At 58.2% G+C, this 19271-nt stretch carries 15 protein-coding genes; 8 read left to right on the top strand and 7 right to left on the bottom strand.

The window, feature by feature from the left end; all coding sequences use genetic code 11:
• Positions 1–32 precede the first annotated feature (32 nt).
• Genes FO268_RS03510 through FO268_RS03495 form a run of 4 tightly spaced genes read left to right on the top strand, consistent with a single transcriptional unit; the run spans position 33 to position 4258 of the window.
• Positions 33–1292 (top strand): ABC transporter substrate-binding protein, encoded by a 1260-nt coding sequence (locus tag FO268_RS03510; protein WP_202336530.1) that lies wholly within the window; start codon positions 33–35, stop codon positions 1290–1292.
• Positions 1293–1346: 54 nt separating this feature from the next.
• Positions 1347–2273 (top strand): carbohydrate ABC transporter permease, encoded by a 927-nt coding sequence (locus FO268_RS03505; protein WP_150989653.1) that lies wholly within the window; start codon positions 1347–1349, stop codon positions 2271–2273.
• Positions 2266–3135: a carbohydrate ABC transporter permease gene (locus FO268_RS03500; RefSeq protein WP_150989650.1), complete on the top strand. Its 870-nt coding sequence runs from the start codon at positions 2266–2268 to the stop codon at positions 3133–3135. The genes FO268_RS03505 and FO268_RS03500 overlap by 8 nt, the downstream gene beginning before the upstream one ends.
• Before the next feature lie 7 nt (positions 3136–3142).
• Positions 3143–4258, top strand: a complete 1116-nt coding sequence (locus tag FO268_RS03495; protein ID WP_150989647.1) for an ABC transporter ATP-binding protein — start codon at positions 3143–3145, stop codon at positions 4256–4258.
• 21 nt (positions 4259–4279) lie between these two features.
• On the opposite strand, the gene FO268_RS03490 is transcribed toward FO268_RS03495, so the two are convergent.
• Positions 4280–5812, bottom strand: a complete 1533-nt coding sequence (locus tag FO268_RS03490; RefSeq protein ID WP_150989644.1) for a cryptochrome/photolyase family protein — start codon at positions 5810–5812, stop codon at positions 4280–4282.
• A 355-nt stretch (positions 5813–6167) separates the two neighbouring features.
• On the opposite strand from FO268_RS03490, the gene hemN reads away from it, so the two are divergent.
• Positions 6168–7580: an oxygen-independent coproporphyrinogen III oxidase gene (gene hemN, locus FO268_RS03485; RefSeq protein ID WP_150989641.1), complete on the top strand. Its 1413-nt coding sequence runs from the start codon at positions 6168–6170 to the stop codon at positions 7578–7580.
• A gap of 64 nt (positions 7581–7644) precedes the next feature.
• Here the strand turns inward: hemN and FO268_RS03480 are convergent, their stop codons facing one another.
• Positions 7645–9672, bottom strand: a complete 2028-nt coding sequence (locus FO268_RS03480; RefSeq protein WP_150989639.1) for a methyl-accepting chemotaxis protein — start codon at positions 9670–9672, stop codon at positions 7645–7647.
• A 292-nt stretch (positions 9673–9964) separates the two neighbouring features.
• Between FO268_RS03480 and ubiU the strand changes: the two genes are divergently transcribed.
• Positions 9965–10960 carry a ubiquinone anaerobic biosynthesis protein UbiU gene (ubiU, locus tag FO268_RS03475; RefSeq protein WP_150989636.1) on the top strand — a complete coding sequence of 332 codons (996 nt, stop codon included), beginning with the start codon at positions 9965–9967 and terminating at the stop codon, positions 10958–10960.
• 13 nt (positions 10961–10973) lie between these two features.
• A complete protein-coding gene (locus FO268_RS03470; RefSeq protein ID WP_150989633.1) occupies positions 10974–11867 on the top strand; it encodes a U32 family peptidase in 894 nt (297 codons plus the stop codon).
• A 36-nt stretch (positions 11868–11903) separates the two neighbouring features.
• On the opposite strand, the gene FO268_RS03465 is transcribed toward FO268_RS03470, so the two are convergent.
• The 3 genes from FO268_RS03465 to FO268_RS03455 are packed head-to-tail and all read right to left on the bottom strand — an operon-like array spanning position 11904 to position 16943.
• Positions 11904–14996, bottom strand: coding sequence for an efflux RND transporter permease subunit (locus tag FO268_RS03465; protein WP_150989630.1), 3093 nt, complete (start codon positions 14994–14996; stop codon positions 11904–11906).
• Positions 14993–16321 carry an efflux RND transporter periplasmic adaptor subunit gene (locus FO268_RS03460; RefSeq protein ID WP_150989628.1) on the bottom strand — a complete coding sequence of 443 codons (1329 nt, stop codon included), beginning with the start codon at positions 16319–16321 and terminating at the stop codon, positions 14993–14995. The genes FO268_RS03465 and FO268_RS03460 overlap by 4 nt, the downstream gene beginning before the upstream one ends.
• Positions 16305–16943: a TetR/AcrR family transcriptional regulator gene (locus tag FO268_RS03455; RefSeq protein ID WP_150989625.1), complete on the bottom strand. Its 639-nt coding sequence runs from the start codon at positions 16941–16943 to the stop codon at positions 16305–16307. The genes FO268_RS03460 and FO268_RS03455 overlap by 17 nt, the downstream gene beginning before the upstream one ends.
• 198 nt (positions 16944–17141) lie before the next feature.
• Here FO268_RS03455 and FO268_RS03450 point away from each other — a divergent pair, with 198 nt between their 5' ends.
• Positions 17142–17513 carry a DUF488 domain-containing protein gene (locus FO268_RS03450; protein ID WP_150989622.1) on the top strand — a complete coding sequence of 124 codons (372 nt, stop codon included), beginning with the start codon at positions 17142–17144 and terminating at the stop codon, positions 17511–17513.
• Positions 17514–17629: 116 nt separating this feature from the next.
• Here FO268_RS03450 and FO268_RS03445 read toward each other — a convergent pair whose 3' ends face one another.
• A complete protein-coding gene (locus tag FO268_RS03445) occupies positions 17630–17956 on the bottom strand; it encodes a carboxymuconolactone decarboxylase family protein (RefSeq protein WP_150989619.1) in 327 nt (108 codons plus the stop codon).
• A gap of 83 nt (positions 17957–18039) precedes the next feature.
• On the bottom strand, positions 18040–19227 hold the full coding sequence (locus FO268_RS03440) for a cytochrome P450 (RefSeq protein ID WP_150989617.1): 1188 nt from the start codon (positions 19225–19227) through the stop codon (positions 18040–18042).
• Positions 19228–19271 lie beyond the last annotated feature (44 nt).

The following is a 19271-nucleotide window of genomic DNA, read 5'->3' as shown; positions in this document are numbered from 1 at the left end:
AAGCGTCTCCATTACAAAAACAAGGAGTCTATATGAATACTTTCAAGCGAAATCTGACTGCCCTGGCGGTATCTGCCGCCCTGATGCCAACAGCGGCCGTTCAGGCCGGTGAAGTGGAAGTTCTGCACTGGTGGACCGCCGGTGGGGAAGCACGGGCAGCTGCTGCCCTGAAGGAAATGATGGAAGAGCAGGGCCACTCCTGGAAGGACTTTGCGGTAGCCGGCGGTGGGGGTGAAGCCGCCATGACCGTGCTGAAAACCCGCGCTGTCTCCGGTAATCCGCCCGCGGCCGCTCAGATCAAGGGGCTGGACATTCGCGAATGGGCAGAGCTTGGTTTTCTGACAAGCCTGGACAGTGTGGCTGAATCCGAGAACTGGGATCAGCTTATTCCGCCAATGATTTCCGATGTCATGAAGTACGAAGGGGATTATGTGGCGGTGCCTGTGAACGTGCACCGGGTGAACTGGCTGTGGGTGAACCCGAAGGTGATGGAAGATGTCGGCGTTGAAGTTCCCACCACGCTGGACGAATTTTTTGAAGTGGCCGACAAGCTCAAAGCTGAGGGCTACATTCCCCTGGCACACGGCGGCCAGCCCTGGCAGGACGCGACCGTGTTTGATGCGGTGGCACTGGCGGAACTGGGGCCTGATGATTATCGCAAGGCATTCGTTGACCACGACATGGATGTGATCAACAGCGAAAAGATGGAAGAGGTGTTCTCACAGTTCGCCAGAGTGATGAGTTACGTGGATGACGATGCCGCCGGACGGGACTGGAACACGGCCACAGGTATGGTGATTCGCGGTGAGGCGGCCATGCAGATCATGGGTGACTGGGCCAAGGGCGAGTTCACCGCCGCGGAGCTGACACCGGGTGAAGACTATCTGTGTGCGCCGGCGCCGGGAACCGAAGGCCAGTTCACTTTTAATGTGGATTCCTTCGCCATGTTCAGTCTCTCCGAGGAGGAGGACATCAAGGCACAGAAGGACCTGGCGCGTACCATCCTGGAACCCGAATTCCAGACTCTGTTCAACCAGAACAAGGGTTCCATTCCGGTACGTACCGACATGGACATGGAGAACTTCGACACCTGCGCCCAGGCATCGATGGATACGTTCAAGTCCAGTGCCGAAGATGGGGGCCTGGTGCCGAGCTTCTCTCATGGCCTGGCGACCACGAGCTACATCCAGGGCCAGATTTTCGACGTGGTCACCAACTTCGTTAACTCCAGTAACCCGGACGCGGCAAAAACCACGGACCAGTTGGCAGCCGCCATCCAGTCCGCCATGTAATGCCATACCAGGCCGCCCGCCGGGCGGCCTTCGGGTTTTTTCAGGGGATTCCTCATGGAACACACTCAACGTCGCCCTGCCGGGGTGGCCAGGGCATCGTCTGGCCTGATGGATGGCCTGCAGCGCTGGCTGCCCAAGCTGGTAGTGGCGCCAACCTTCATACTGGTTGGTATTGGTATCTATGGTTACATGCTGTGGACGGGCGTGCTGTCGTTTACCAATTCCAGCTTCCTGCCCAGCTACGACTTCGTCGGGCTTGCCCAGTACGCCAAGCTGATGGAGAGCGAACGCTGGCTGGTGGCTTCACGAAATCTCGCGATCTTTGGCGGGCTGTTCATCGGCATCTGCCTGCTGATCGGTGTTGTACTGGCCATCTTCCTGGATCAGCGCATCCGCCAGGAAGGCGCAATAAGGACGATTTACCTTTACCCAATGGCGCTGTCCATGATCGTAACGGGCACAGTCTGGCGGTGGATTCTGAATCCGAGCCTGGGGCTGGAAAAGCTGATGCATGACTGGGGCTGGACGTCGTTCAGCTTTGACTGGCTGGTAAACTCTGACTTTGCCATCTACACCATTGTGATGGCCGCCGTATGGCAGGCCTCCGGCTTTGTTATGGCTCTGTTCCTGGCCGGGCTACGGGGTGTTGATCCATCCATTATCCGCGCTGCAAGAGTGGATGGGGCCAGCCTGCCGGTGATCTACTGGAAAATCATCCTGCCCTCTCTGCGGCCGGTGTTTTTCAGTTCCGTGATGGTCCTGGCCCATATCGCCATCAAGAGCTTTGACCTGGTTATGGCCATGACGTCTGGTGGGCCCGGTTATTCCACCGATCTGCCTGCTGTGTTCATGTACGCCCACACCTTTACCCGTGGCCAGATGGGCCTGGGCTCTGCCAGCGCCATGCTGATGCTGGGCGCCATTCTCGCACTGCTGGTGCCGTACCTGTATTCCGAACTGAGGGAGAAGCGCCATGACTGATGTGGTTCGTACCGGCTTTCGCCCCAGCCGTATTGCTATCTACGGGGTGCTGCTACTGGCGTGCCTGGTGTACCTGATTCCGCTGATCATCATGCTGATCACCAGCTTCAAGACTCCCATGGATATCCGTACCGGCAACCTGCTGGCAATGCCCACCGACTGGACCGTTATGGGCTGGACCAAGGCCTGGTCCGAGGCCTGTACGGGTGTGCAGTGCGAGGGGGTCAGAGGGTTTTTCTGGAACTCTTTCAAGATGACAGTACCTGCGGTGCTGATTTCAACCCTTCTGGGCGCCTTCAATGGTTACGTGCTGTCCAAGTGGAAGTTCAAGGGCTCTGACCTGATGTTCGGCATGCTGCTGTTTGGCTGCTTTGTACCTTTCCAGGTGGTGCTACTGCCCATGGCGGCCACACTGGGCAAGCTGGGGCTGGCAAACACAACGACCGGACTGGTGCTGGTCCACGTGATCTACGGGGTGGCGTTTACCACACTGTTTTTCCGTAACTATTACGTGGCCATTCCCGATGCCCTGATCAAGGCCGCGCGACTGGACGGGGCCGGCTTCTTTACCATCTTCTTCCGCATACTTCTCCCGCTGTCCACACCGATTTTCATGGTGTCACTGATCTGGCAGTTCACCCAGATCTGGAACGACTTCCTCTTCGGGGTGGTCTTCGCCAGTGGCGACAGCCAGCCCATAACGGTGGCCCTGAACAATCTGGTGAACACCAGTACCGGGGTGAAGGAATACAACGTGGATATGGCCGCCGCCATGATCGCCGCACTGCCAACACTGGTGGTGTATATCGTGGCAGGCAAGTACTTCATACGCGGCCTGACGGCCGGCTCGGTTAAAGGGTAGAACAACAATGGCACAACTTGAACTGCGGGACATCCGCAAGACCTACGCAGGCGCCCTGGACGAGACCCTCAAGGGCATCAACATCGACATCGCCTCCGGTGAATTCCTCACCCTGGTTGGCCCATCTGGCTGTGGTAAATCCACGCTCATGAACAGCATCGCCGGGCTGGAAACCATCACCGGCGGGTCGATTGTGGTAGATGGCAAGGATATCTCGGGGATGGAGCCAAAGGACCGGGACATCGCCATGGTGTTCCAGTCCTACGCGCTGTATCCCACCATGTCGGTGCGCGAGAACATCGCTTTTGGCCTCAAGATCCGTGGCATGCCGAAAGAGGAAATCCGCCAGGAAGTGGAGCGGGTTGCCGATCTGCTGCAGATATCACCATTGCTGGACAAGAAACCCTCGCGGCTTTCCGGTGGGCAGCAGCAGCGGGTGGCCATGGGCCGCGCACTGGCGCGCAGGCCCAAGATTTACCTGTTCGACGAACCGCTTTCCAACCTGGACGCCAAGCTGCGGGTGGAAATGCGTACCGAGATCAAGAAACTGCACCAGCGCCTGAGAACCACCATCGTGTACGTCACCCACGACCAGATCGAGGCCATGACCCTGGCGGACCGGATTGCGGTGCTCAAAGATGGCGAGCTGCAGCAGCTGGGTACCCCGAAGGAGGTCTACGACACCCCCGAGAATCTGTTTGTTGCCAGCTTCATGGGGTCCCCTTGCATGAGCTTTATCGGTGTAACCGTTGAACAATCTGAGGCGGGCCTGTCAATGACCGTTGAAGGAAGCGACGGCCGCACACTGACTTTGCCGGTGCCGGAGTATCTTGAGAGCTGGGCCGGTAAACAGGTGGTACTCGGAATCCGCCCGGAGCATGTAAGCCAGCCAGATGAACACAAAAGGAATAACCCGATGGTGGCTGAGGGGCGGTTCACAGTAGAAGTCACCGAACCGACCGGGCCAGACGTGCTGGCGATCATCCGGCTGAACGATATTGACGTTCAGTGCCGGCTGGACGCTGAGCACCCTGTGGAATGGGGCGAAGAAGCCGAACTGATGTTCGATATGAGAAAAGTCGTTTTCTTCGACCCGGAAAGCGAGAAACGCATTCGACCGTAGTCAGTCCGCGAGAACCTTCGCTCACAGCTGCTCCAGCCGTGCCAGCAAGTCATCGGCACGCTGGAGCAGCGCCCGCCGCCTGTCTTGCTTCTGTCTGTCCCAGTTCCGGTACATCATGCCCATGCGCGGGTTATTGGCGAAGTCCTCCCGGTGCCGGTCGATGAAATGCCAGTACAGGGCGTTAAACGGGCAGGCATCCTCTTCCGTGGATTTGTTTACCTTGTAGTGGCAGTTGCTGCAATGGTCCGACATCCGTTGGATGTACTTGCCGCTGGCTGCGTAGGGTTTCGAGCCCAGATAGCCGCCGTCGGCGTGCATCACCATGCCGAGCACGTTGGGCAGCTCGACCCAGTCGTAGGCATCGGCATACACCGCCAGGTACCAGTCGCAGATCTCCTCCGGCCTGACACCGGCCAGCAGTGCAAAATTACCGGTGACCATCAGCCGCTGGATGTGGTGCGCATAGGCGTTGCGGCGGGTGGCATCAATGGCCTTGTGCATGCATCGCATCTTCGTTTCCCCGGTCCAGTAGAACCAGGGCAGGGCGCGGTTATTGCCAAGCCGGTTTTCCCGGGCGTACTCCGGCATGTTCATCCAGTAGATCCCCCGCACAAACTCCCGCCAGCCCAGGATCTGCCGGATGAACCCCTCCACCGCATTGATCGGTGCACGCCCGGCATACCAGGCCTGAGCTGCGGTCTCGCAGACAGCCAATGGGTCCAGCAGGCCGCAGTTGATGTAGGGCGACAGAATCGAGTGAAACAGCCAGTCTTCATCATCCGACATGGCGTCCTGAAAATCGCCAAAACAGGGCAGGGCGAAATCGATGAAGTAATCCAGCGCCTGTTCGGCATCTTCCGGCGTCACGGCGAAGTGAAAGTCCTCTGTGGTGCCAAAATGACCGGCGAAATGCTCCTCCACCAGATCGATCACCTCGTTCGTCACCTTATCGGGTTCCAAACGAAATGGAGCGGGGGCCGCTGGCTTGCCGGTCCACTTGCGCCGGTTGTCCGCATCAAAATTCCACTGCCCACCCTCGGGTTTGCCATCGGAAGTCATCAAAAGACCGGTTTTTCGACGCATTTCCCGGTAAAAGAATTCCATCCGCAACTGTTTTCGCCCCTCGGCCCAGTCCGCAAATTCCTGCTTGCTGGCTATAAAACGGGAGTCGGGGCGGATTTCCACCGGTACCCCAAGCCGTTCATGCCACTGCTCGATCTGCTCATGCAGCCGCCATTCGCCACATTCTGTGGTGATCACTCTGTCTGCGCCGGTCTCCTTGAGCTGACTGGTGATGACCGCCTCCAGAGTCCGGGCATCGTTGTCGGGATGATACGCCTGGTAGTGAACCTGCCAGCCATTGGCTTCCAGACGATGGGCGAAGTGGCGCATGGCACTGAACAGCAGGACCAGCTTTTTCTTATGGTGGTTGGTGTAGCTGGCCTCGCCATGGACCTCTGCCATCACCACCAGATCCTGATCCCGGTTGGCGTCTTCGAGCGCGCTGATGTTTGCTGTTAGTTGATCGCCGAGAATCAGAATCAGGTTTTTCATTGTGGGTTGTTTCTCTTTTCAATAAGTTTGCGGGCCTGCAATTAGCTGAGGTGGTTGGAGGGGAAGGGCCTGCCAAAATCGTGCGGAGCCATGGATGGCGGAGCCGAGCGTACACGGACGTATTCACAGCGTATTTTGGCAGGCCCTTCCCCTCCAAGCACCGGAGACCGTAGCACCGAGTTATGCCTACAAAGGGGTAAACCAAGTACGCCAAGAGCTCAACGGTGGTTCATACAAAAGACTGGTAAACTACAATCATCGGTCAGCTGACCCGCATCAAAGTGCGGATCGCCGGAATGCCCCAGAATGCCGGCAATTCCAGGATGACCCCCGTTTCGACACCAGAGCTTTGATTATGACTGCCACACTGAAAACTGCTGAATCCACCCTCCCGGAATTCATCTGGGACGAAGCGCTGATCCGCCGCTACGACCTCAGCGGCCCGCGCTATACCTCCTATCCAACGGCAGTGGAGTTCAACCAGAACTACCCGGTGGAAGACATGGTAAAGGCAGCCGCTCGCAGCAAAGCCAGCGACCGGCCATTGTCGCTCTACACCCACCTGCCGTTCTGCGCGCACCTCTGCTATTACTGCGCCTGCAACAAGGTGATCACCAAGAAGCGCGACAAGGCCATGCCCTATGTAGAGCGGGTGTTGAAGGAAGCCGCAATCCAGTCCCGCCTGTTCGGTGGTAACCGGCCAGTGACGCAACTTCACTGGGGTGGTGGCACGCCGACATTCCTGCCAAAGGATGTGATGGAATATCTGATGGCGGGGTACGGAGAACTGTTCAACCTGCAGAGCGGTGACGACCGGGATTACAGCGTGGAAATTGACCCGCGGGAAGTGGATCAGGATACCCTGCCAACGCTCTGGGACCTTGGCTTCAACCGCATCAGCCTGGGCGTCCAGGATGTGAATCCAAAGGTGCAGAAAGCCGTTAACCGCATCCAGCCCCGGGAAATGACCGAGGCGGTGCTGAACGAAGCCCGCCGACTCGGCTTCCGCTCCATCAATCTGGACCTGATCTACGGTCTGCCCCACCAGACCCCGGAAAGTTTTGCCGAAACCCTGGAAGCAGTGATCGAGATGTCACCGGACCGGCTTTCCGTGTTCAGCTATGCCCACCTGCCGGACCGCTTCTACCCGCAAACCCGGATTCTGGCGGACACCCTGCCTACGCCCCAGCAGAAGCTGACCATCCTGCACAACACCATCAACCGGTTGCTGGACGCAGGTTACGAATACATCGGTATGGACCATTTCGCCAAGCCGGATGACAGCCTGGCAGTAGCCCAGCGGGAAGGGCGGCTGCACCGGAACTTCCAGGGCTACACCACTCACTCCGAGTGTGACCTGGTCTCCCTGGGCGTATCCGCCATCGGGCAGACCGACGATGCCTACTTCCAGAACAACCACGACCTGCCGGCCTGGGAAGCCGCCATTGACGCCGGACAGCTTGCCATCACCAAAGGTGTGAACCTCACCCGCGATGACCGCATCCGCCGCTGGGTCATCGGCCAGTTGATCTGCCAGTTCCGGCTGGACCGCAAACTGTTCGCGGAGGTATGGAAGGAAGATCTGGACCGTTATTTCGCCGATGAACTGAGCCGTCTGAAATCCATGATCCAGGATGAACTGATCGCGGATGACGGCAACGCACTCCAGGTTCAGCCCGCCGGGCGGCTGCTGATCAGGGCCATCTGCCAGATCTTTGATCTGTATCGGAAGGAAGGGGCCAGCAAGCGGTTTTCCCGGATTATCTGACACACTGAACTGACAAAAAGGGGCTGCCAGTTACCTGGCAGCCCCTTTTTTGGCTCTGGTGGCCTCAGCTATACGCCGGGACCTTGAACTCATTGGCCAGATCCTGAAGTACTCTCGCCAGTTTTGCCTGCTCTCCGGTCACCTGGGTAATTTCCTGGGAACCGGTCAGTGTCAGGATCGCTGCCTCGCTGACGGATTCCATGTTACCTGCAAGCTCCCGTGTCACTGACACCTGTTCCTCGGAGGCGGTGGCAATTTGTGAGGCCATGTCAGAGATGCTGTTTACATCGCTGAGGATATCGGCAAACGTTTGCTCCAGTTCCGATGCCTGGTCGCTGGTTTCATTGGCCAGTTTGTGGCTCGCGGTGATGGAACGGCTGGCGCTATCAGTGATGTCCTTGAAGCCATTAATGATGTCTTCGATTTTCGTTGTGGATTCGTGGGTTTGCCTGGCCAGGGTCCGCACTTCGTCGGCCACTACGGCAAAACCGCGGCCATGTTCCCCGGCACGGGCAGCTTCAATAGCAGCGTTCAGTGCGAGCAGGTTGGTCTGATCGGCCACCTGGCGAATCACATCCACTACGTCACTGATGGTGGTGCTGCGACGCTCGAGCTCTTCGATCACTTCGTTTACTTCCTGCACCGAGATGGCCAGGGAGCGAATCCTGCGCACACTGCTGTGCAACACTTCTTCACCGCCTCTGCTCTTTTCCATCGCACGGGTGGCAGCATCGGCTACCTGCTGGGTATTCCGCGAAATTTCCTCGGAGGTGGCAGACATCTCCTCGGTTGCAGCGGCAACCTGTTCAATCTGTTGTTGTTGGTTCTTTACCTGGCCTGCGTTCTGGCTGGCAGTGGAACTGGTCTCTTCGGTGGCGGTGGCCAACTGAACACTGGACTTGTCTATGTGCTGGAGGGCGGTGCCGAAACGCCCGAAAAGCTCATTGATGGCCTTGCCAATGATGCCCACTTCATCGGTGCTGGAAACGGAAATCTGACGACTCAGGTCTTTGTTGTCCATGGCAAACCGGACGGCAGAAAGCAGTTCAGCTACCTGGCGGCTGATGGCCCGGATGATCACCACCATGAGCAGACAGACGGAAAATATGGCTGCCACTGCGATGGTCGACGTCATTATCAGTTCGCTGCGTGCCGTGGCAACGCGATGGTCAGCCTGCCCCAGAATTTTTTCCAGTTCGTCTGCACGGGTTTGATTGAGACCTTCAATCCGACGGGTGGTGACGGTAAACCACTCCGTTGCGTCCAGAGCGTATAAACCGGCAGGGCTGCTGAAAAGGGTTTCGCGCATGTCCCCAAACTCACGGTTTGCAGGGGTTTGCTCCAGCTTTTCAAGGGAAGTATTAAGCATGGAGTCAGAAGGCAGCATGCTTACGGCCTGACTGAGGTAGGCGTCCTGCTGACCACCGAGAGCGGCGATGCGTTGAATGGAGGGCAGGTCAAAGTCACCGCTACGAATGACAGAAGCACCGGCTGCCCGCTCACGGCCGGCGCGCTCTGCGGTTTCTGCCAGGGAGAAGTAGGCGTTTACTTCCCGGGTCAGACCAGCGTCCGTGGCGCGGCGAACAATCAGGGGAATCCGTTCTATAAGCCCCATGATCACTGCCGTATAGCGTTTGGCGGATTCGGCGGTGGTAATGCTCCGACTGTCTACCGACTGACGCAGCAATTCCAGGTTGTCCAGGGCCTGGTTTACAGACTGGATGCTAGCAGTGACGTTCTCGTCGAAGTTGGCCTCCGCCAGAAGGGACTCAAGATTTGCCCGATAGTCCTGCAGACGGGCGTCGGTTTGCTGTCGCTGGGTGGCCAGTTCCTGGTTTGATCGCCTGGACGTATCGGACCCTGGTTGGCTGGCAAATGCTACAGCCGTTCGGCCTCGCTCCTTTTGCAGGGCCTCGATCAGCGGGTCACCAATGCCCGTCAGCTCGACCATTGTGCGGAGTTGCTGCATATTGCCAAGCTCATCGTAGCTGGTGGCGATGGAGCTCATTGCAAACCAGGCGATAACCAAAAAGGCGGGCACCACCAGAGTGAGGAGCTTGCCACGCATGGAAAGATTATTGATCAGGTTCATTTTCCGGTCTCTTCTGTGAAACGTGCGGCTATTGTCCGCAAGGACTCGTGGGTGTGATATTCACGTAATGGGGTAGTTGTGGGGGTAGTAACTGGCGGGTAAGTGTTTGTTAGTTAATGTTAAACCCATGAATCGACGCTAGAAAGCTGGCGCCGGATACTTGTACCAGAGTATTCCTCAAGAGGTAGTGAAGGCTTGCAGGCGAGGTTCACGGCGGGCGGCTGACAATGGTCAATGTCTCTCAGCGGGCTTGCGGCTAGGCTGTTGGCTATTCTGCTTCAGCGGAGGAGTTATGGAGCTTGTATGCCCGGCAGGCAGTCTGCCCGCCCTGAAAACCGCAGTCGACAATGGCGCGGACGCCGTCTATTTCGGCTTTCGCGACAGCACCAATGCCCGTCAGTTTGCGGGGCTGAATTTCAATGACAAGCGCGCAGGCGAAGGCATTGAATACGCCCACTCCAAAGGCAGCCGCGTGTTCTGTGCTATCAATACCTATCCGCAACCGGATGGCTGGGAACAGTGGAAAGGGGCAGTAGACCGCGCCGCGAGCCTTGGGGTGGATGCCATCATTCTGGCTGATATGGGCCTGCTGGATTACGCTGCCAACAAATACCCTCATATCCCCCGGCATTTGTCCGTTCAGGGCTCTGCCACCAGTTACGAAGCGTTGTCTTTCTACAAGGACAACTTTGATATCCGCCGTGCTGTATTGCCCCGGGTGCTTTCTCTGGATCAGGTTCGGGGTGTGGCAAAACACAGCCCGGTGGAACTGGAAGTTTTCGCCTTCGGCAGTTTGTGCATCATGGCGGAAGGTCGTTGTTACCTGTCTTCCTATCTTACTGACGAATCCCCGAATACCCGTGGTGCCTGTTCCCCGGCCAAGGCTGTGCGGTGGCAGGAAACACCACAGGGGCTGGAGTCACGCCTGAACGATGTGCTGATCGACCGCTATGGGCCGGGAGAGTCTGCCGGTTACCCGACCTTGTGCAAGGGGCGTTTTGAGGTGGAAGGCAGTGTTTATCATGCCATCGAAGAACCGGTCAGCCTGAGCACTCTGGATATGTTGCCGAACCTGAAGGAGCTGGGCATCAGCGCTGTAAAAATTGAAGGCCGTCAGCGTAGCCCCGCCTACATCGCCGATGTGGCCCGCACCTGGCGCCATGCCCTGGATAACCTGGAAGCCAGGCCGGATGACTATAAGGTTGACCCGGCCTGGAGAAACATCCTTTCGGGCTTGTCTGAAGGTGGCTTGACTACCCTGGGCGCCTACCATCGAAAGTGGAAATAAGGTTCTGCCAATTATGATGAAGTTATCCCTGGGGCCGATTCTGTGGTTCTGGTCCAAGCAAAGCGTATTTGATTTCTATGGCAAGGCGGCAGAGTGGCCCGTAGATACCATCTATCTGGGCGAAGCCGTTTGTTCCCGCAGGCGTGAGCTGAAGCCTGACGACTGGTTCGATCTGGCTCGTGATCTAAAGGCCTGTGGTAAAGACGTGGTGCTTTCCACCCAGACACTGATTGAATCCGAAGCTGACTTGCGACGCCTGCGCCGGATATGTGATCAGAATGAGTTTGTGGTGGAAGCTAACGATCAGAGTGCCCTGCAGGTTGCCATTCAGAACGGGATTCCGTTTGTCACCGGCCCCTCCATGAATATCTACAACGTGGCAACACTCAAGGTATTGGCAAAACAGGGATTGAAGGGCTGGAACCTGCCAGTGGAACTGGGCAAGGAAACACTGAACCAGCTGATCGAGGGGCTGAAAGCAGAAAGTCTGGACTTACCGGCAGAAGTGTTCGCCTGGGGCTTTCTTCCTCTGGCCTGGTCATCCCGCTGTTTTACCGCGCGCCACTACAATCTGCCCAAGGACAATTGCGAGTTCCGATGCATTGAGCACCCGGATGGTATGGAATTGCGCTCCCGGGAGTCGCAGGAACTGTTTCGCCTTAACGGAATCTCGACTCTTTCCGGTTCGCGTTACGACCTGATGCATGAGTTGCCGGAAATGGAACGCATGGGCGTTTCTACCGTGCGCCTGAGCCCGGAACACCAGGGTATGGATGCGGTGGTGCAGCGCTTTGATCAGGTACGCCGAGGCGAGGCACCGGCAACCGATCCGTTGCAACTGGTGGAGGCCCCCCCCTGCAACGGATACTGGTATGGTAAGCCGGGGATGGACCTGGTCGGCTCTTGAATCAGAGGCCGGGACATTGACCCTGGCCTCATTGTTTCAGGCTTCCACGTTTCTCGCCCAGCCAAGGTCCTCAAGAATCGCGTACAGTGCCGGCAGCGCCACCAGTATTACAACGGTGGAGACCAGCAGACCGAACACCACGGATATCACCAGTGGAATAACGGCCATGGCCTGGGTGCTGGTTTCAGCCAGCAGTGGCAGAAGGCCGGCCACGGTGGTGCTGGTGGTGATCAGGATGGCCCGGAAACGGGCGCGGCTGGCGGCTCCAGCGGCTTCCCCCGCGCTCATGCCCTGTTCCCGGTAGGCTTTGATGAACTGCACCAACAGGATGGCATTGTTCACCACTATGCCGGCCAGGGAGGCCGCGCCGATCAGTGAGGGCATGGACAGGTTGTAGCCCATGAGCAAGTGGCCCCACACGGCGCCCATAAAGGCCACCGGGATCGCCAGCATGACAATAATTGGCTCCAGGTAGCTGCGGAACTGGAACGACAGAATCAGGAATATACCCAGCAAGCCAATCAGCAGCCCGCGGGCGATGGACTGGCCGGTTTCCCGGGAGCGGGCAGTCTGGCCTTCCACCTGCAGGGTGATATCCGGCCACTGTTCCCGGAGCTTCGGAAACACCTGCTCCTGAAGGTCGGTAACGATGGCGTCGGCGTTGGTTTTCTGGCCGTTTACATCGGCCGAGACGGTCACTGTGCGTTGACCGTTGATTCGGGTCACCTGTGCCCACTGGCGCTCGTCGGTAATCTCCGCCACTTCCCTTAGCGGAATCATCTGGCCGTTCCTGGCAGTAATGACCGTATCCTCCAGAAATGCGCGGGTGGTGCGCTCTGCGCTGCTCTGGCGTACCAGGATTTCGATGTGCTGGTCACCAATCTGGACGGTATCGACAATGTCGCCCAGCAACCCGGTGCGGACCTGGCTGGCCACATCCCTGGCATTCAGGCCCAGGGCCAGGGCGCTCTCTTTCAGTTTGAGTGTGCGCTGGGGTTTACCGGGGCGCAGGTCGTCCAGCACGTTGAAGGTGCCGGTGTAGCCCGCTATCTCATGGCCCAGGTCTCGGGCTGCCTGTTTCAGCTGGTCCAGGTCACTGCCCTGGAGGCGGATTTCAATGGGAACGCCTGCAGGGCCGAAGCCAGGCTCCTGAATATTCAGGGCGATGATGCCGGGAATGTCTCCGATTTCTTCATACCAACGGTCGGTTAACGCGGCCAGATCAACGGTACGGTTTTCCGCGGTGAGCAGGTCGGCCATGACGGTTGCCACATGGGCGCCTTTCTCGCCAGCCCCCGCGTGCTGGTTGAAGCGGGTCTGAATGTTACGCACCAGGGCCTGGCCATCGGGCTGTTGTGGGGCGTATTCGTCGCTCAGCCGGAGCATGGCTTCGGTGATGCGATCGCTGATTTCACCAGTACGGTGAAGAGGGGTGCCCTGGGGCATCAGCACCCTGGCTTCCAGCACGTCGCCATCGATTTCCGGCATGGCTTCCATGCGCACATAACCTCCGGCCATCAGCCCGACCGATCCGAGCAGGATAACCAGAATGGCGGCCAGCACACCGTACCGGAAACTAATGGCGGCATCGGCCATCAGCCCGACTTTCTCCCGGGCGGCGTCAAAGCCATGGTCGAACCTCTCACGAAAGCGCGAGACGGATTGGTCCCGGCCCTTGCCCAGCCCACTTTGCAGGTGATGGGGGAGTATCCAGAAGGCCTCGATCAGCGAGGCTGCCAGGGCGGCAATCAAAACCACCGGAAGTACTTCCAGTACCGAACCCAGTTCGCCGGCCAGAAACGCCAGGGGAATAAACACAGAAACGGTGGTCAGGAACGACGAAATAACCCCGGGCAGAATTTCCAGGGTACCGCTGGCTGCGGCTTCCAGAGGGGTGGCACCTTCACTGGCCCGGCGGGCGATGTTATCGGTAATAACCACCGAGTCGTCCATCACGATGCCGATGGCCATCAGCAGGGCCACGAGGGTGATCATGTTCAGGGACAGTCCGGTCAGCACCATCATTACAAATGCACCGGCAAAGGCGGCGGGAAGACCGAACAGGGCCCAGAAGGCCAGCCGGGGCCGGAAAAACAGCGCCATTACCAGGCCCACCAGCAGCAACCCGGTAATGCCGTTGCCGACCAGCATTTGCAGACGGTCCTTGACGATGGAGGTCATGTCCTGAGTGATCTCCAGGTTGACCGTGCCGTCGCGCCGGGTCGTTTCTTCCGCAATGGTTGCTTGCAGTGTATCCATTACCTGCAGGGCATCGTCATGACGGTTTTTGTGCACCTCCAGGATGATGGCCCGCTGGCCATTGAACTCAGCCCGCTCTTCGTCACGCTCGTGGGCTTCGGAGAGGGTGGCAAGGTCTCCGAGGGTGAGGACGGCACCGGCTTCGCCACCGAGCACTGGCAGATCGGCCAGAGTGGCCAGAGAGCGCCTTTCATCCACGAATCGCAGCTGGATATCCTGGTTATCGGTTTCCAGGGTGCCCAGGGGCATGTCGACGTTCTGGCCGGTAATCGCACGGGCGATATCCTGAACCCCCAGGCCATACTGGCGAAGCTGATCCCGGGAGACTTCCACCTGCCACTGGCGTTGGGACAGGCCCACGGGTATGACATCCGCAACGCCATCGATGGCAAGCAGCCGGTCTTCCAGCTGGTTGGTGTAACTTTCCAGGTGGGCGAAACTCATCGGGCCGGTGACGGCGATCGCGGCTACCAGGTCGGTGCGGTAAAGCTGCCGGATAACCGGGTCTTCGGCTTCTTTAGGCAGATCGGTCAGGGCTTCGATTTCAGTGCGAATATCGTCCAGAAACCGACCCATGTCACCTGCCGCTTCCATGCTGGCGATGGTCTGGGCCTGGTTGTCCCGTGCCGTGCAGGAGATCTCCTTCATGTAGTCCACCCGCTGCAGTGCCTCACCCATACGCTGGCAGATGGCCTCTTCCACATCAGCGGCGGTGGCTCCGCGATATTCCATGGTGATGCTGACTTCCGGCGGCAGGTAATCCGGGAAGGTTTCCCGGGTCAGGTTGGGCGCGGCAAACAGCCCCGCTGCCAGGATCAGGATCAGCAGCAGGTTACCTGCGGTGGGGTGGCCCGCAAACCAGCGGATCATGGCTTGTCTCCCGGGGCCAGCAGACTGCCATCGATGGCAGGTACCAGGTCATCCAGAACCAGTCGCTCCCCCGGCTTCAGGCCTTCACTGATAATGGCAAGATCCTCCTGCTGCCAGGCAACCGTGACCTTCCGGCGCTGCAGGCGGTCGTCTTCATCCACCAGGTACACCACACCCTGGTGGACGGCGCTGGCGGGGATCACGACAACCGGCTCCGGAGAGTTGGCGGAAATGCTGGCCTGCACGAACATATTTCGCACCAGCGGCGGGCGGGCAGGAGGATTGGCGTTACGATAGGGTTCTTCTACCGTGATCACTGCCTGAACGGTGCGTGTTGCCGGGTCAAGACTGCTGGTAACGCGGGTAAGTTCGCCGGGCCAGTGGGCATCCGGCACGTTGGTGGGCGTTACCCGGATGTGCAGGTCATCCAGGGGTAATTGATCATGGAAGTCGGTGAAGCCGCTGGTGGCGCCGGTGCTTGGTTCCGGCAGACTGTCATCCGACAGTTGCGACAGCACCCGGCGTAGTTCCGACACTTCCAGTTGCACCGTGGCTTCAGCCCGGGTTATGTCGTCGGCAATGAACAGGGCCTGGCCCGGGCTGACGTGCTGGCCGGTGTCGATATCGGCCTGGTGCACTCGCAGATCCCAGGGCGCTTCAAAACGGGTGTCTTCCAGGTCTTCCCGGGCACCGGCCAGAGCCGATTCCGTTCTGGCCTTGCGGGCTTCCAGGGTATCCCGCCTGACCGGAATCAGATTCAGCTGGTTTCTCAGGCTCTGAACCGCCTGTTCCTGCTGCAGGGTGGCCCGCTGTTGCTCGTCGTATCGGGTTTCAGACAGTGCACCTCTTTCGGCCAGGGTTTTGGCCCGGTCCAGTTCCCGCCTGGCCAGTGTCAGCCGGCGATCTTCCAGTTTCAGCAGTTCACCGGTATTGCGCTCTTCCTGATCCAGTTGTCGCAGTTCTGCTTCGATACCTGCCAGGTCCGCTCTCGCGGAAGCTTCGGCCAGTTCGTAACGTGTGGGATCGATCTGGAGTAGCCGGGTACCCTCGGGGATCAGGTTACCGCTTTCCAGCTCCGGGTGTTTCCAGATAACCCGCCCTCCCACGTTGGCCACCGCGTTCCAGCTGCTAGCCGGCAGCACCTGGCCATAGCCCCGGGCTTCGGTGCGGAAATCCTGCAAGGTCACTTCCATGATCCGGACAGGCGTGGCTTTCGCCTGCGCCTCAAGCCTTTCCGGTGGCTGCTTGAGCTTCACCATGATTACGACAAAGGCGATGCCGGCGAGCAGGGCCAGGGTAAGCGTCAGTTTATTTTTCCGGTTCATCGGGCAGCTCCTGCAGGCCGGCTTTGTAGAGTTTGAAAATTCGAGGCGCCGTATGCTCAATGGTATGGATCTCGCCGCTGACCATGGCCTGAACCACCAAACCCTGTATGGCACCGATGTATAGCACCGCTGCTGCTTCGGTATCGATGCCGGGACCAATGCGCCGCTGTTGTATTCCGAGCTCCAGCAGTCCGACCACCTTTTTGCGATAGCGGGAGAGTGTCTGGCGAATAATGGTTTTTGCCGGGCCGTTTCCGGGTTTCTGAAGCTCCCCCAGCATCAGGCGCGGAATGCCGGGGTGCCGGGCGATAAACCCTATATGAGCCAGGAACATGGCCTCCAGGGCCTGATCGGCGAGTTCATGCTGCTCCGCCTTACTGAAGACCTGGCTTGTCAGCTGTTCTGCCACCCAGCCAGCCACCGATTCCCAGAGCCGGCTCTTATTGGGGAAATGTTTGAACAGGGCACCTTGTGACAAACCCACTTCATCGGCAATCCGGGCCGTGGTGAGGGTGGCGGGGTCCTGCTCCGCACAAAGCTGGACAACCGCCTCGACGGTGGCGGTCTGGCGCAGTTCGGTGCTTTGGTAGGCTCGTTTCCCGGGTTCGGGGGTAGTTTCCATTGGCGCCTCACAAAAGAAAGTAAGTAATTACTTTATCTTGTATCAGGCCGATAGCTTTTGCAAGACTGGTTTTATACAGGATGGCTGAGGGGCACATTTGTATGGAGGCTGAGCACTGCATACACTCATCTGTGACCACTCTCGAGCAGCTTGCGGGAATTCGTTACCCGGCAGGCAGAAAATCAGGAGCAATCATCTATGGAAATTCGCCTGAAACGAGCCTACGACACCGCCGCCCGCTCCGATGGCCCGCGCATACTGGTTGATCGCATCTGGCCCCGGGGTGTCGCTAAAGAAGATGCCGACATTGCCCACTGGTTGAAAGGGCTGGCACCGTCGACTGAGCTGCGCAAATGGTTTGGGCATGACCCGGACAAGTGGTCCGAGTTCTGTGACCGCTATCTGGAAGAGCTTAAATCCGACGATGCCGCCGAGGACCTGAATACGCTCCGGAAACTGCTCAATGAGCACAAGCGCTTAACGCTGGTATATGCTGCCAAGGATACCGAGCATAACAATGCTGTGGCGCTTAGGGATTTTATTCTGAAGGACCAGTTGGTAGCGCGATAAAGCATGGCCAGTATCCCCAGATTCTGGTCACAAATCCCGCCAAAAAGAAAAGGAAAGCGGCCCTCAAGTGGGGTATCGATTTTTCAGAGGCTGTCCCAGCAGTGGTGGGCGATAGATTACGAGTCTGAAAGTGCTTCTTGAGCCCACTGCCAGGCAGCGACTGTTGCCGGAAAGCCTAATGTGTTCATACCCAGCACCAGCGCGTGCTCAATTTCCTCGCGAGTGAGGCCTAATTCCAGACTGCGGCGAATGTGGGATTGTAAGGCTGATTTGCGCCCGGCACCTACGCAAATGCCCAGCTTTACCAAAGCCCGCATTTTTTCATCCAGAGGACCAGCATCGGCAAGGGTTTTCCCGAGCTGTTTGTGTGCTTCTTGAAGCTCTGGAAACCGTTCACTGAAGGCAACGAAGGTCTTGGGGAGTTCGCTGTCATGTTTATCCATTAGATTTCCTCTTTTGTGGGTTCCGCCCCGTCTCCAAGGTCGGTCCGAAACCGGTGGACAGATTTTGATCTGGAACAGAAACCTTACCTCACATTGAGGGAATCTTCCTGTGATTTTCCAATAACCATCGGTAGAAAACTGAAACCACCCGTCGGGAAAACCGCCCGTTCAGGTCGTTGGTCAGGAGCAGGCTCCAGCGTGTCGACAGCAGCAAGAAATTCCTCCATCAGAACCCTGAGCTCCATTCTCGCCAGGGGTGCGCCGGGGCAGACATGAACGCCCGCGCCGTAGAGCAGGTTGTGGTCACGGTTTTTGTGTGGGCAAAACGCATCGGGATCACCAAAAACGCTCTCGTCGCGATTGGCCGACGCCCACAGGATGGTGATTTTCTCACCGGCGGGAATTTTTCTTCCGCCAATCTCTACATCCCGGGTTGTAACACGACGGTTGGACATCAGCGGCGCGTCCATCCGCAGTATCTCATCGATCGCGTCCGACAGCTCGACGGAATCATTGGCCAGGCTCTGTCTCAGGTCGGGATGTTCAGCCAGGTAGCTCACAAGAATGGATACACTGGAGCTAATTGTGCCCAGTTCACCCACAGTCCAGTTCCGGAGAAGGCTGGTGAGCTCTTCATCGGTCATGGTTCGACCATTGACGGTCTCTTCCATCAGTGAGGTGGTGACGTCTCTGGGGGCGTCGGTTCCGGCTTGGCGTCGGGTTTCCAGCAGGTCGTGAATATAGCCGTCGAACTCATGGGCAACGTCAGCCATGGCCTCCCGGTCACGGGCCAGGGTTGCCTGGTGGTTTTTCAGAACCCATTCCCGCAAAGGTTCGTGAAGGGCGTCGGGCCACCCCATAAATGCGCACTGTATCTGCAGGGCGAAGGCTCTGCTGAACTCTTCAACAACATCGAACGGCCGACCATCTGGCAGGTTATTGACAAGATTGCGGGCGATGCTGCGACAGGTTGGCTCGAACTGGCTCATTGCCTGTTGCGAGAAATAAGGCTCGATGACCTGTCGGTAGGGCGTGTGCTCGGGCGGATCCATCCCATTGGGGACCGAAAGATGGCTGGATGCCGCACTGCTGAACGTCTGGTGGTCTTCCAGCACCCGCAAAACATCGCCATGCCTGAATAACGTCCAGTGCTGGTAATCACTCCATGCGACCGGACACTCCGCGCGCATGGCGTCGTAGGCATGTATCTGGTCACCCAGAACCTCATCGGCGCGGGGGTTCCAGTCAGGGCTGCGGGGATTGTCTGCCATTGCTAATCCTCGGGAAGAAAAGATATCCCCGCAGACTATCAGAG

It is taken from the genome of Marinobacter denitrificans (genome assembly GCF_008795955.1).
Taxonomy (GTDB): domain Bacteria; phylum Pseudomonadota; class Gammaproteobacteria; order Pseudomonadales; family Oleiphilaceae; genus Marinobacter; species Marinobacter denitrificans.
The sequence above is the reverse complement of the archived record's forward strand: the minus strand, read 5'-3'. Positions and strand labels throughout refer to the sequence as shown.

Bases quoted from the DNA above. Each gene is read 5' to 3' on its own strand.
- FO268_RS03510 (WP_202336530.1), top strand. From the start codon at position 33: ATGAATACTTTCAAGCGAAATCTGACTGCCCTGGCGGTATCTGCCGCC.
- FO268_RS03505 (WP_150989653.1), top strand. From the start codon at position 1,347: ATGGAACACACTCAACGTCGCCCTGCCGGGGTGGCCAGGGCATCGTCT.
- FO268_RS03500 (WP_150989650.1), top strand. From the start codon at position 2,266: ATGACTGATGTGGTTCGTACCGGCTTTCGCCCCAGCCGTATTGCTATC.
- FO268_RS03495 (WP_150989647.1), top strand. From the start codon at position 3,143: ATGGCACAACTTGAACTGCGGGACATCCGCAAGACCTACGCAGGCGCC.
- FO268_RS03490 (WP_150989644.1), bottom strand. From the start codon at position 5,812: ATGAAAAACCTGATTCTGATTCTCGGCGATCAACTAACAGCAAACATC.
- hemN (WP_150989641.1), top strand. From the start codon at position 6,168: ATGACTGCCACACTGAAAACTGCTGAATCCACCCTCCCGGAATTCATC.
- FO268_RS03480 (WP_150989639.1), bottom strand. From the start codon at position 9,672: ATGAACCTGATCAATAATCTTTCCATGCGTGGCAAGCTCCTCACTCTG.
- ubiU (WP_150989636.1), top strand. From the start codon at position 9,965: ATGGAGCTTGTATGCCCGGCAGGCAGTCTGCCCGCCCTGAAAACCGCA.
- FO268_RS03470 (WP_150989633.1), top strand. From the start codon at position 10,974: ATGATGAAGTTATCCCTGGGGCCGATTCTGTGGTTCTGGTCCAAGCAA.
- FO268_RS03465 (WP_150989630.1), bottom strand. From the start codon at position 14,996: ATGATCCGCTGGTTTGCGGGCCACCCCACCGCAGGTAACCTGCTGCTG.
- FO268_RS03460 (WP_150989628.1), bottom strand. From the start codon at position 16,321: ATGAACCGGAAAAATAAACTGACGCTTACCCTGGCCCTGCTCGCCGGC.
- FO268_RS03455 (WP_150989625.1), bottom strand. From the start codon at position 16,943: ATGGAAACTACCCCCGAACCCGGGAAACGAGCCTACCAAAGCACCGAA.
- FO268_RS03450 (WP_150989622.1), top strand. From the start codon at position 17,142: ATGGAAATTCGCCTGAAACGAGCCTACGACACCGCCGCCCGCTCCGAT.
- FO268_RS03445 (WP_150989619.1), bottom strand. From the start codon at position 17,956: ATGGATAAACATGACAGCGAACTCCCCAAGACCTTCGTTGCCTTCAGT.
- FO268_RS03440 (WP_150989617.1), bottom strand. From the start codon at position 19,227: ATGGCAGACAATCCCCGCAGCCCTGACTGGAACCCCCGCGCCGATGAG.